Source organism: Coprococcus eutactus, assembly GCF_025149915.1.
Taxonomy (GTDB): Bacteria; Bacillota; Clostridia; order Lachnospirales; family Lachnospiraceae; genus Coprococcus; species Coprococcus eutactus.
The window spans coordinates 214,817-226,836 of sequence record NZ_CP102278.1 but is presented as its reverse complement, the minus strand read 5'-3'; the positions used below and the strand labels follow the sequence as shown (position 1 = coordinate 226,836).

At 43.9% G+C, this 12,020-nt stretch carries 9 protein-coding genes and 1 pseudogene; 3 read left to right on the top strand and 7 right to left on the bottom strand.

Translation table 11 applies throughout. The features are described 5' to 3' along the window. Positions 1-122: 122 nt before the first annotated feature. The 4 genes from NQ536_RS00915 to NQ536_RS00900 all read right to left on the bottom strand — a co-directional run bounded on the left by NQ536_RS00915 (position 123) and on the right by NQ536_RS00900 (position 3,470). Positions 123-767, bottom strand: a complete 645-nt coding sequence (locus NQ536_RS00915) for a phosphoribosylanthranilate isomerase (protein WP_004852131.1) — start codon at positions 765-767, stop codon at positions 123-125. Between the two features lie 52 nt (positions 768-819). Continuing rightward, positions 820-2,199, bottom strand: coding sequence for an ATP-binding protein (locus NQ536_RS00910; RefSeq protein WP_004852132.1), 1,380 nt, complete (start codon positions 2,197-2,199; stop codon positions 820-822). Between the two features lie 196 nt (positions 2,200-2,395). Then, a complete protein-coding gene (locus tag NQ536_RS00905; RefSeq protein WP_022059334.1) occupies positions 2,396-2,812 on the bottom strand; it encodes a GNAT family N-acetyltransferase in 417 nt (138 codons plus the stop codon). A 46-nt stretch (positions 2,813-2,858) separates the two neighbouring features. Beyond that, a complete protein-coding gene (locus NQ536_RS00900; RefSeq protein ID WP_022059335.1) occupies positions 2,859-3,470 on the bottom strand; it encodes a TetR/AcrR family transcriptional regulator in 612 nt (203 codons plus the stop codon). Positions 3,471-3,725: 255 nt separating this feature from the next. Here NQ536_RS00900 and NQ536_RS00895 point away from each other — a divergent pair, with 255 nt between their 5' ends. Next, complete coding sequence (locus NQ536_RS00895) at positions 3,726-5,051, top strand: ATP-binding protein (protein ID WP_004852136.1); 1,326 nt, start codon at positions 3,726-3,728, stop codon at positions 5,049-5,051. Between the two features lie 46 nt (positions 5,052-5,097). Here the strand turns inward: NQ536_RS00895 and metE are convergent, their stop codons facing one another. The 3 genes and pseudogenes from metE to NQ536_RS00880 all read right to left on the bottom strand — a co-directional run bounded on the left by metE (position 5,098) and on the right by NQ536_RS00880 (position 9,670). Further along, positions 5,098-7,362 (bottom strand): 5-methyltetrahydropteroyltriglutamate--homocysteine S-methyltransferase, encoded by a 2,265-nt coding sequence (gene metE / locus NQ536_RS00890; protein ID WP_044998132.1) that lies wholly within the window; start codon positions 7,360-7,362, stop codon positions 5,098-5,100. A gap of 516 nt (positions 7,363-7,878) precedes the next feature. After that, a pseudogene (locus tag NQ536_RS00885) lies at positions 7,879-8,775 on the bottom strand (LysR family transcriptional regulator); the annotation flags it as partial. A 4-nt stretch (positions 8,776-8,779) separates the two neighbouring features. Continuing rightward, positions 8,780-9,670 carry a LysR family transcriptional regulator gene (locus NQ536_RS00880; RefSeq protein WP_004852141.1) on the bottom strand — a complete coding sequence of 297 codons (891 nt, stop codon included), beginning with the start codon at positions 9,668-9,670 and terminating at the stop codon, positions 8,780-8,782. A gap of 167 nt (positions 9,671-9,837) precedes the next feature. Between NQ536_RS00880 and NQ536_RS00875 the strand changes: the two genes are divergently transcribed. Continuing rightward, on the top strand, positions 9,838-10,599 hold the full coding sequence (locus tag NQ536_RS00875) for a DUF4866 domain-containing protein (RefSeq protein WP_004852143.1): 762 nt from the start codon (positions 9,838-9,840) through the stop codon (positions 10,597-10,599). After that, on the top strand, positions 10,586-11,962 hold the full coding sequence (locus NQ536_RS00870; protein WP_004852144.1) for a threonine/serine exporter family protein: 1,377 nt from the start codon (positions 10,586-10,588) through the stop codon (positions 11,960-11,962). Before NQ536_RS00875 ends, NQ536_RS00870 begins: the two co-directional genes overlap by 14 nt. Positions 11,963-12,020: the final 58 nt, after the last annotated feature.

The following is a 12,020-nucleotide window of genomic DNA, read 5'->3' as shown; positions in this document are numbered from 1 at the left end:
TAAATTAAGTTTATCTCATGAAAAAGGACAAAGTCTCCAAACTTTGTCCTTTTTTCCGCTTATATGAGTATTTAGATACAATTTTGTATCTTTTTCACCATTTTGACTGTGATTAGTGAGAATCAATTATCAGATTTACCAGAAATCTGCCAAGCAGCGATATTCCTCTTCATCAGGCGCATCTTCTCCGGATCCTTGCCCGGTTTTTGAACGCCTTCTACCACATCGTACTCTATGCCAGATGACACATCGACTACGTCAGGATGTACCTGCTCTATCGCTCGCCGCACATTGTCCGGCGTGAGACCTCCGGCAAGCACAAACAGCCTTCCATCTCTGTCGATATCCGTCAAACTGTTCCAGTCAAATGTCTTGCCACTTCCAGGTTCACCGGCATCGAACACATAACCTGCAACATTCGAAAGGCTTTGATAATGTGGGTACATATCCATATCCTTCACATTGAACGCCTTCCATACAGGCAAATGCGCACTCTCTATAAGCTCATCGCTGGCCTGTCCATGAATCTGGATAACATCAAATCCCAGCGCTGCTATCTCCGCTATCTGATCCGCATCCGGGGATACCACCACTGCAACCTTCTTAACTTCTTCCTTCAGTTCTTCGAGTAACATGCGCGCAGCCTCTGCACTGACATTTCTCTTTGATTTCGGGAAATACATCACCATTCCTATATAATCAGGTCTCACTTCATTCACCGCGGCCACATCGGCCGGGGTCGTGATTCCGCACATCTTTATCTTCATGCTGTCTCTCCTATTTTTTTAACATCGGCTCGTCAACAGGCGAAAACTGATGCTACATATCCTTATCGAACGTCAACCCAGATAGATCAAGTTTATATATCGTATCAACCATCTTTTCGTTTTCCAGAAACATCATCATATATATTGGCAAATATACTTTTTTGCCGCTGACCTCTACGTTTCCCTCCGAAAAAACATATGCATATTCTATTCCGTAATTTTCATCAGCTAAAACATTGCACAATGCAGAGTGCCTTTTGTAATCCTTGCCCGATTTTATCTCCAGTGGGACTACTTTTCCATTCAGTTCTATTACAAAATCAAGCTCCCCCTGCTTTTTGCTGTTAAAATAATATTCTTTATGACCTTTGCTGAGTAGTTCCTGAGAAACCACATTTTCAAATAGCGCACCATTGTTTATAGACTTTTCTTTATTCAGTATCGCCATTTTTACCTGATCCGAATACCTACTTGTCAGCAGCCCTACATCGGAGAAAAATAGTTTAAATAGATTCCTATTCTCACTGATCACAAGTGGAAGTTTCGGCTCACTTATATTATAGACCGGTATCGCAACCCCAGCATCCTTAAGCCACAGGAAATCATTTGCAACCCTGTCATAACTGAGACCTTTACCTATACTATTGATCTGGAACCGTTTATTTTTCTGATCAAGCTGTCCCGGCATAGCATCATATATCTCCTGCAGTTTCAGCTTGTATCTTGTCTCATACTTTGTAAAATCACTCTTATATAATCTAACTATCTTTTCATGTACCTCCGCTACCTTCGCAAGATCATTTGTCTCCACATAGGTATTGACCGCCTCCGGCATTCCGCCCACGATAAGATACAGATTAAATACATCAATCATTTTTTCATGTACAAACGAGTCAACTGGCAGCCTCTGCATAAAGCATTCCTTCAGTGTGTCGATCACATTCTGATTCACACCAACAGAAACCATAAATTCGCACAGATCCATCGGATACATATCGCATACACGCAGATATCCAACCGGTGCAGATCTGAGGTCATTCAGCTCTACGCCCAAAAGCGAACCGCTCATGATATACCTGTAGCTCCCATCTTCCACCAGAAACTTCACTCTTGTCACTATATCTTTAAACTCCTGCACCTCATCCAAAAATATGATCGTATGACCTTTCTCAAGAGGCTGTTTAGTCACCAGGCTAAGTCTCATAAGCAGATCCTTTGCATCTCTGGCACCGTCAAATAATGTGACAAGCTCTGGTTGGTCAATAAAATTCAATTCCACATATGGAACTCCACTTTCTCTGAGGCATTCTTTTATAAGATATGTCTTACCGATCTGTCTTACTCCAGTTATGAGCAAAGCATCCCTGCCGCTCTGAATCCATGAATCTATATATTTTTTTGCCGATCTTTCCAGCATAAAATCACCCCACATACTGCTTTTGCAACTTTTCTATCCCTATGATAGCAATTTTTTGCAACTTTTCCAACCTTTTCGCGGTGATTTTTGCAACTTTTCCAACCTTTTTTCGATGGTTTTTGCAACTTTGCGATCTTTAGTAACAATTTTCTTTTATTTTACGGCGGGTCCCCCTTATGAAAATATCTGTCCGGGCAGTGTCTTTTTCTCTTTATATGGAAACTGCCTGTCGAATTCTTCCGCAGCCAAGTTCTGCAACTTTCTGCAGTGAATAGTCAAGTAGGATCTTCCCGTATCCCTTACGCTTAAGTTCATTCTTTATGCATATAGGGCCCATCGTCATAACCCGAATACTTCTTCCATCATCCGCTGTTATTTCCGCCCTCATAAACATGTTCTGCCCGATGATTTCTCCATTTAACAGCATTACAAAATCCAGTTCTGGGACAAATGCACTGTCATTTCTCAGCTGATCAAGCACATAGTGTTCCAGACAGCCGGGACGATACACATTCCAAAAACTATTCCGCACCAGATTCTCGACTTTCCGGTATTCATCCTCTTTTTCCAATCGTATAACCAGATCTTCACTATGTCTGACCTGGCTGATATCCCCATGATCATTCATTCCATCTACCTCCTTCTGCCGATCACCAAACAACGAAAATTTAAAATCAAACCTGTAAGTTTTTGGCAAATTCACTTATTGCCTGGCCAAATTGTTTCTTTATCTTTTTCCTGTCGGACGCTCCATCATAAAGGCTATAGTACAGGAACATGATCGCATAAAACTGTGCAGCCTTCCTCCTTGCGCCTTTGATTCCCATGCTCTTGAACAGGTCCTTTACATAACCGACAGGTCCCGCCACAAGATACTGCTGATACAGAGCCTGCATCTCTGCACTGCGGAACTGTTCTACCACAAGCAGTTTTCTGAAAGAAGAGGCAAAATCATCCTCTGTCCAGTACTCGAACATAGACCTGCTGTACTGCACAAAGTCATCCAGTGATACCTCTTCATACTTTTCCGGCATGCTCTCTTTATCGCCCTCCGGCATGTCATGACTTTCCGCCTGATCACTGTCACCCTGTTCCATCCTCGCGACAATATGATCGAATATATCCCGCTTATTCTTATAATGTCGGTACAGTGCACCTTTTGTAATCCCAAGATCACCCGCTATCTGGCTCACCGACACCGCCTCATAGCCATCTCTGGCAAATCTGTGAAGTGCCGTTATCAATATCTCTTCCTTAGTATCTCTTGTGACTTTAGTTTCTTCCATATAGTACACGTCCCTCCGTATCAGCATATTCAACTCTGTATAATAAACGACCGTTTACTTCATGTTGGTAAACTGTCGTTTATTTGTCAAGCATTTTATATGTAGTCTCCTTCGCATTAGCTCAGCCAGCATTCTGTATTTCAAGTGCAAAAAATGTAAATTTTTAAAAGTTTTTGCACTTGAGTGCATAAACTTTATTTTTTTTATAATTTATGCTATACTTTTCCCAGAATATATAGCAAGGAGGAATGTCAAATGATCGATACCCACGAACTTAAAAAAAGAGATTTATATTTGAACAAAATTATTGCTTTCCAGGATACCGAACCTGTCAAGGTTATTACTGGAATACGAAGATGTGGCAAATCCAGCCTGCTAAAACTAATGACTCTCCACCTGAAAGAAATGGGCATTTCTGATGATCAGATTCTTGAAATGAACTTTGAGTCATACTCATTCAGAAATATGAACAGTGACTCTTTCTATGAATATGTGAAACAACATATAATACTAGACAAAAGAATGTATCTTTTCTTTGATGAAGTTCAGCGTGTTACTGACTGGGAAGATGCAGTCAACGCTTTTCGTGTAGATTTTAACTGTGATATTTATGTCACTGGATCCAACGCCTATATGCTCTCGTCTGAATATGCAACTTATTTATCCGGCAGATGCATAGAGATAAAAATGCTGCCGTTGTCTTTTTCTGAATTTCTTACTTTTCACGATTTTGAAATCAAAGAGACAAAAAGTGCTTTAGGAAATACCCGCAAACAAATATTTGATAAATCTGGTTATCATTATGAACTACGTGAGGTTTTCGATGCATACATGCGTTTTGGAGGCATGCCTGGAATTGCCGATGTAGGATTAGACCAGGAAAAAGCGCTTATGCTGCTTGAAGGCATCTACTCAACCGTGATTATGCGTGATATCCTTGAACGCGAAAACCGCAGAGGTCAAAAAAGGATCACAGATCCTGTTCTCCTTAAGAAGATCATCATGTTTCTTGCTGACAACATAGGAAGTAATATATCCGTCTCCTCTATAGGTAATGTTCTGACAAACGAAGGCCTTCTTGAGGACGGAAAGCGAAAAGGCACTCCTAGTGCTCATACTGTTCAAGCCTATATAAATGCACTACTAGAATCATATTTCTTCTACGATATTAAAAGATTTGATATTAAAGGGAAGGAATTCTTACGAACCCTGGGAAAATATTACATTGTGGACATAGGGCTTAGAAATTATCTGCTCGGTTTCAGGGATCGTGACACTGGTCACGCTATAGAAAATGTTGTCTACTTTGAACTATTGCGCCGAGGATATGATGTATCTATTGGTAAAATAGATAACTCCGAGGTTGATTTTATAGCGACAAAGGCAGATGACAAAATCTATGTTCAGGTCACAGAATCAATGACAAGTGAAGATGTTCGTAAGAGAGAGCTTGCACCTCTTCAAAAAATTAATGACAATTACGAGAAAATTATTCTTTCTCTGGATACCGGAATGGACTCTTCCTATGATGGTATAAAATCTGTCAACCTGATCGACTGGCTGCTCTCGGGAAATATTTGATCATAACCACCGGCTAAGCCGGTGGTTACAATTATAATTTCTTATTCTATTTTCTCACCTGTCTGGCAGCCTCAACCATATTTCTGAGGCTGGCGTCAGTCTCAGGCACACCTCTGGTCTTAAGACCGCAGTCCGGGTTGATCCAGAGCTTATTCCGGCCTATCTTCGTGAGCATGACATTTACCGCCTTCACGATCTCTGCCACCGATGGAACTCTCGGAGAATGAATGTCATACACTCCAGGTCCCACCTCTGTCTCGAAGTTGTTCTCCCTGAGAGAATCCAGTATCTGCAGATCAGATCTTGACGCCTCAAATGTGATGACATCCGCGTCCATATCGTCTATGGCAGGTATTATATCTGTAAATTCACTGTAGCACATATGTGTGTGTATCTGCGTCTCCGCTTTCACTCCGCTGTGTGTCAGACGGAATGCAGGTATTGCAAAATCAAGGTATTCTGTATACCAGTCAGATTTTCTGAGCGGAAGTTTCTCTCTAAGTGCCGCCTCATCTATCTGTATCATCCTGATTCCATGCGCCTCCAGATCCAGCACCTCATCTCTGATCGCAAGCGCTATCTGTGATATAGAGTCCTTTATGGAGATATCCTCTCTTGGAAACGACCAATTGAGTATCGTCACCGGACCCGTCAACATTCCCTTCATGATCTTGTCTGTGAGCGACTGCGCATATACAGACCAGTCCACCGTGATCGGCTTTTTGCGGTATACGTCACCCCATATCACTGGTGGTTTTACACACCTTGTTCCGTATGACTGTACCCACGCTTTCTCAGTGAACAGGAAACCTCCAAGTGCCTCACCGAAGTACTCTACCATGTCATTTCTCTCATACTCACCATGTACAAGCACATCCAGTCCGATGTCCTCCTGCCACTTTACACATTCCTTTATTTTACTCTTCACAAAGTCCACATACTCCTGCTCAGTTACCACTCCCTTTCTGAGCTGTGCTCTCTGCGACTTTACATCCTTGGTCTGTGGGAATGAACCTATAGTGGTGGTCGGAAGTTCTGGAAGTCCAAACTCCTTCTTCTGGAGAGCCTGTCTCTCACTTCTCTTCGGAAGTCTTACATAATCCGCCTCAGTCACTGCCGCAAGCCTCTGTCTCACCTCATTGCTGTTACAGTCTCTTGTTCCCGCAAATAACTCCTGATTCTTGTGATATGCCTCAAGTTCTGTATAGTTATATCTCTCAGCAAGTGTCGCAAGCTCCGAGAGTTCAGTAAGTTTCTCCTCCGCAAATGCAAAGAACCTCAGATAGTCCTGTGATAGTTTCGTCTCATGCTTAAGTGTGTATGGCACATGAAGCAGTGAGCAGGATGTAGACAGAACCACATTTATCTTCTTATCACGGAGCTGCCTTATGATCTTGAGTGTCTTGTCATAATGATTTCTCCAGATATTTTTTCCATTTACCAGACCGGCAAAAAGTACCTTATCCCCAGGGAATCCGTATCTGTTGATAAGCTCTCCAGTCTGTCTGCCCTCTATAAAGTCAAGACCTATTCCAGCAAATGGCATATTTATGATATCCTCATACACATCCCTCACATCACCGAAGTATGTCTGGAGGAGTATCTTACACCCCACATGATCTGCAAATACCCTGTAATACACCCTGTGGAAAAGTGCCTTATCATCGTCATCCATATCTCTCACCAGTGACGGCTCATCAAACTGCAGCCACTCCACATTCTTATCTGTGCACTCGGCAATGAGCTGTCTGTAAGCCTCTGCCACATCATCAGCCAAATCTTCTGCATTCTTTGATCCCACATATCTGCAGAGCTTAAGCATTGTGTACGGTCCTGTAACCACAGGCTTTGTCTTGATCCCCAGCTTCTTGGTCTCCTCGTATTCACCTGTAAGTTTCTCACAGTCAAGGCTTATCACTGTGTCATCCTCTATCTCCGGAACTATGTAGTGATAGTTTGTGTTGAACCACTTCTTCATCGCAAGAGCCTTCACATCTCCAGATTCTCCCTGATACCCCCTTGCCATGGCAAAGTACGTGTCAAGCTTTGAGACATTTAGCTCTCTGTATCTCTTTGGCACAATTCCGAGAAGAACTGCTGTATCAAGCACGATATCGTAGAATGAAAAGTCGTTGCATGGAACAAAATCTATTCCTGCTGCCACCTGTGTTATCCAGTGTCTGTGCCTTAGATCCGCTGCAATTCCTGTAAGCTCCTGCGCCGTTATCTCATGTCTGAAATATTTTTCAGATGCAAATTTTAACTCTCTTAATGTTCCCACCCTCGGAAATCCTATAACTGATGTCTTCATCATATCCTCCTGTAATTTATTGCGTCTGCTCCACAAGTTTTCGTAAGGAGGACCCACTTGCGGGAGATTCCTTGCGAAGTACGCAGACGCCGCGCGAAGCGCCTTTCATGCGTCTGCTCCACATTATATAAAGACATCCCTCACTTGTATAATACATAAAAATATAGCGTGAATATAGTTTTACGCTATATCCGCGCTATATTTATATCTTATATTCTATGTCAGATCGACGAAAAATCTGCATCCCTGCCATCTTCACGAGTCTCTCTACATATCCCGTTTAACCCTTTTCATATGTTCTGCTGCTTTCTCCCTCACATCTCCGCAGGCAGGCTCTCCGTCATTCCTCATCTCGTTGAAGCGCCCCCTGTGCTGGAGCTTTCTCTGAGGAATTTTTACTGAAGCTTCCGGCTCGTCACAATACGCCGTACCACCATCTTCCGGCTCGTCGCAACCCGCCGCACCAGCCTCTTTCGTCGTCAGTACTGTCTGCTTTATATCATTTGTCTCACCTGCTGTGAGATATTTCCCCAGAGCACCGAGGTAAGTATTTCCAAGTCTGCTGAGGATCGCCTTTCTGTGGACGATATAGCCTATCCGCATATCGCTCTCATCCGCAAGTGGCACCGATATAATGTCCTTGCCGTTCAGCTTTTCATCTATGACCCCGCTGCACACAGTATATCCATTCAGGCCTATCAGCAGATTGAACAGCGTCGCTCTGTCCCTGACTCTTATATTCTTCTTTCTCTCCGTTGTGGAGAATATTTCCTCCGAGAAGTAAAAAGAGTTGTGCTCCCCCTGCTCAAATGACAAGTATGGATAAGCCTCCAGCTCTTCATTTGTTATGATATCATTCTTAGCCAATGGATGCTTTCTGCTTATGAACACGTGAGGCTTTGCCACGAACAGCTCATGAAACTCCAGGTCATTTGCCTTGAGGATCTTGTTCAAAACTTTCTCATTGAAATCGTTCAAGAAGAGTATTCCGATCTCACTTCTCATCCTGGCAACATCATCTATGATCTCATAGGTCTGTGTCTCTCTTATGCTGAAATCATATTCATCCTGGCCATATCTCTTTATCAGGTCGACAAATGCATTCACCGCAAATGAATAGTGCTGGGTGGACACGCAGAAGCTCTTCTTGCCGCCATCGTCCCCCTTATATTTGTCCTCAAGGACCTTCGCCTGTTCAAGCACCTGTCTCGCATAGCCAAGAAAAACCTCACCCTCTATAGACGGACTTATCCCCTTGTTAGACCTATTGAATATATTTATCCCCATCTCTTTTTCCAACTCATGGATGGCATTTGTCAGGCTCGGCTGGGATATATACAGTCTGTTAGCCGCCTCAGTGATCGTGCCCGTATCAGCAACCATCACCACATATCTAAGCTGCTGAAGTGTCATGATCTCACCTGCTTTCTACTATTATTTTCTTAAACTGCTTTGCTGCCTCATTCAGTGGGTGCAGGCAGTCATACACAAGACATACATTCCTGTCCGGAAGCTTTTCCTCAAGTGAAAGCTTTACGACCTCCTTGTTCTTTACTGCCTCCCTCGCCATCAGTTCCGGTATAAATGCAAGTCCAAGCTCACACTTCACAAGTGGCAGTATCTGATCCGTGGTGGCCGCCTCCGTGTCCGGCGCAAGCTCCACGCCATGCTCCCTGAATATTCTGTCGTAGAATCTGAATGTCATAGTCTCCCTGCCTAGACAGATCATAGGATAGTTCCTCATCTCCGCAATGGACAGTTTTTGCTTTTTAAGTGAAAAAAATGTCGTTCCGCCGATAAGTATCTCACGATATGACTGCAGCATGATCTTCTTGAGCGGAGCCTCCACATCAGCTGGGGTCGTGACCACCGCAAAGTCTATGCTGCCATTCTTCACTTCATCCACCGCCTGAGGTGTAGAGTGATTATATATCTTGAGATTTATCCCCGGATACGCCATGTGAAATGCGCGCAGCTTGTCCAGCAGATAAATGTTGAGTGCCGTCTCGCTGACTCCTATCGCTATACTTCCCTGCGTGAGATTCTCGCCGTCAGCCAGTTCGTCCTCTGCCGTCAAAAGCTGTGACATTGCAGCCTCCACATATGAATAGAGCTGTTCGCCATCCCTCGTGAGCTGCACTCCCCTATTCGTTCTGACGAAAAGTATCCTTCCAAGCTGCTGTTCCAGACAGTTCATAGCCCTTGTCACATTTGGCTGGCTGTTACCGAGAACCTTTGCCGCCTTGGTAAAATTATGGTACCTTGCCACATAATAAAATATCTTATAATATTCGAAATTAACGTTCATGAATTTTCCTTTCGTAAAACTATTCACTATGCAGCAATCTCTGGCATATCATTTTATTATTGCTGTCATATCAATTATGATTTTCACTTATTGCCACCTCGATAGTATAATCTAACCAGATTAAAAAGACAATACAACATTTATCATATGAAAGGATGCGCATATATATGGAAGAAAAGACCATTTTCCCAAGGGAAGAAAAATCGGAAATATTATTTGAAAAGATCCTCAGGGATCCCTGGGCATGTGAAAAGCTTATGGATACATTTTGCAATTATCTGTTCTGCAATGATGACTTTGACTGCAATCTGTCACCGGAAGAATTTGCAAAATCACTTCTCTCCGCTTATCTGGACAGAGATATGTCTGCATTCCTGATGTCCATCTGCAACAATACCATGTTCGATCTGCTAAGGAATTCCTACCTCATCCCATATCGCTTCAACGCCGATGGCAAGACCAATCCTGTCATCACGACCGATGAGCACGGCGAACTTCTGCCTGAATTCAGAAACTCTGTAAAAGAAAAAGATTATCAGCACTTTCACGATATATACACACATATGACACACAACGAGAATATGTATCTTGCAAAGGCATACAGATACAGCCATGAATACACTTCTGACAACATGGAAGTCGGACAGAAGATCCTTGAGGAGTGCACTGGAGTCCTGCTCATCAGAGAGCTGCCGGACACGGTAAAGCTCAAGGAGACCGAAGCTGAGGCATACTGTGCTGTATGGGATATCATGGTCGAACTGGAGAAAAATCTTCCCATGGCATTTGTATTCTATGGTCAGGATACCCTGGACAGACAGGGCATGCGATATGACGAGCTTGGAATATTCCTGCCGGATTCACTGCTCATGAAGAATCTTGAAAGACACGTTGCGAAAGCCGAGGCGATCATTTATGCAGAAAAGTAATACTGGCAAAACAGCAAAATCCGCAAATGCTGGATCATACATAGACATCATGGAAAAAAATCACATGGAGATCCCATGGCATGACTACGCCAATGCCGACAGCAATGTACTCATATGCAAGGCAGGTCTGATTGAAAAGGCTTCTGTCATAGGCAGAGTCGGTCTTATCATGCTCTCATGCGGAACAGGTGCATGGCGTGTCCGTACTTCCATGAACAGGCTTTCCAAGGAACTGGGCGTCACATGTACCGTTGATGTCGGTCTCATGTCCATAGAATTCAACTGTTTTGACGGTCACGACTGTGTATCACAGTCCCTGTGCATCGCCAATACCGGGGTGAACACCTCAAAACTCTACAGAATGGAGCAGTTTGTTGACAATTTTCCAAATGAAGAGGCGCATCTGACTGGCGAGGAGATCCATCAGAAGCTTGATGAAATAGAAAGAATACATGCCTTATACTCTCCTCTCCGTCTCGGACTTGCCTCTGCCCTAGCCTGCTGCGCCTTCACATTTCTTCTAGGTGGCGGACCTGTAGAAATGATACTGGCATTTGTCGCAGCCGGAATCGGCAATCTCATAAGGACAAAGCTTATCAAACACCATTTTACTTTATATATGAACATAGCGGTATCCGTGTCAGCCGCTTGTCTTGTGTACGCACTGCTGCTAAAGGTCGCTGAACTGGCATTCCATATACCCGCCTTCCACGAAGCCGGATATATCTGCTCAATGCTGTTCATCATACCGGGATTTCCATTTATCACCAGCGGCATAGACCTTTCAAAACTGGATCTGAGATCCGGACTTGAGAGGCTTACATACTCGATCATCATTGTGCTTGTGGCAACGATGTTCGCATGGATCATGGCGCTTCTGCTGAAGCTCCACCCACAGGATTTTGCGACACTCGACATAACACCAGAACTTCATCTGGTATTCAGATTGATTGCCAGCTTCTGCGGTGTATTCGGATTCTCCATCATGTTCAACAGCTCCATACACATGGCTGCCACAGCCGCTGCCATCGGTGCCATAGCCAACACTCTACGTCTAGAACTTGTAGATCTTGCCGGCATCCCTGCAGCTGCCGCCGCATTTGCCGGAGCCCTCACGGCCGGACTGCTCGCTTCATTCATCAAAAGCACCAACGGTTATCCGCGAATCTCACTGACAGTTCCATCCATAGTCATCATGGTTCCAGGACTTTATCTTTACCGGGCAATATACAACTTTGGGATCATGTCACTTTCCGATGCCGTGTCCTGGTTTGCAGCTGCCATCATGATCATCATAGCCCTGCCACTTGGACTGATATTTGCAAGAATCCTGACGGACAGAACCTTCAGGTACTGCACCTGATCCACGAATGGGGTCAGGCACCTCCGTCCCCCAGATGGGATCAGCGCCTAAATGTCAA

What these genes read in the sequence shown, in the direction of transcription:
- NQ536_RS00915 (WP_004852131.1), bottom strand. Translation starts at nt 767, where the DNA reads ATGAAGATAAAGATGTGCGGAATCACGACCCCGGCCGATGTGGCCGCG.
- NQ536_RS00910 (WP_004852132.1), bottom strand. Translation starts at nt 2,199, where the DNA reads ATGTGGGGTGATTTTATGCTGGAAAGATCGGCAAAAAAATATATAGAT.
- NQ536_RS00905 (WP_022059334.1), bottom strand. Translation starts at nt 2,812, where the DNA reads ATGAATGATCATGGGGATATCAGCCAGGTCAGACATAGTGAAGATCTG.
- NQ536_RS00900 (WP_022059335.1), bottom strand. Translation starts at nt 3,470, where the DNA reads ATGGAAGAAACTAAAGTCACAAGAGATACTAAGGAAGAGATATTGATA.
- NQ536_RS00895 (WP_004852136.1), top strand. Translation starts at nt 3,726, where the DNA reads ATGATCGATACCCACGAACTTAAAAAAAGAGATTTATATTTGAACAAA.
- metE (WP_044998132.1), bottom strand. Translation starts at nt 7,362, where the DNA reads ATGAAGACATCAGTTATAGGATTTCCGAGGGTGGGAACATTAAGAGAG.
- NQ536_RS00880 (WP_004852141.1), bottom strand. Translation starts at nt 9,670, where the DNA reads ATGAACGTTAATTTCGAATATTATAAGATATTTTATTATGTGGCAAGG.
- NQ536_RS00875 (WP_004852143.1), top strand. Translation starts at nt 9,838, where the DNA reads ATGGAAGAAAAGACCATTTTCCCAAGGGAAGAAAAATCGGAAATATTA.
- NQ536_RS00870 (WP_004852144.1), top strand. Translation starts at nt 10,586, where the DNA reads ATGCAGAAAAGTAATACTGGCAAAACAGCAAAATCCGCAAATGCTGGA.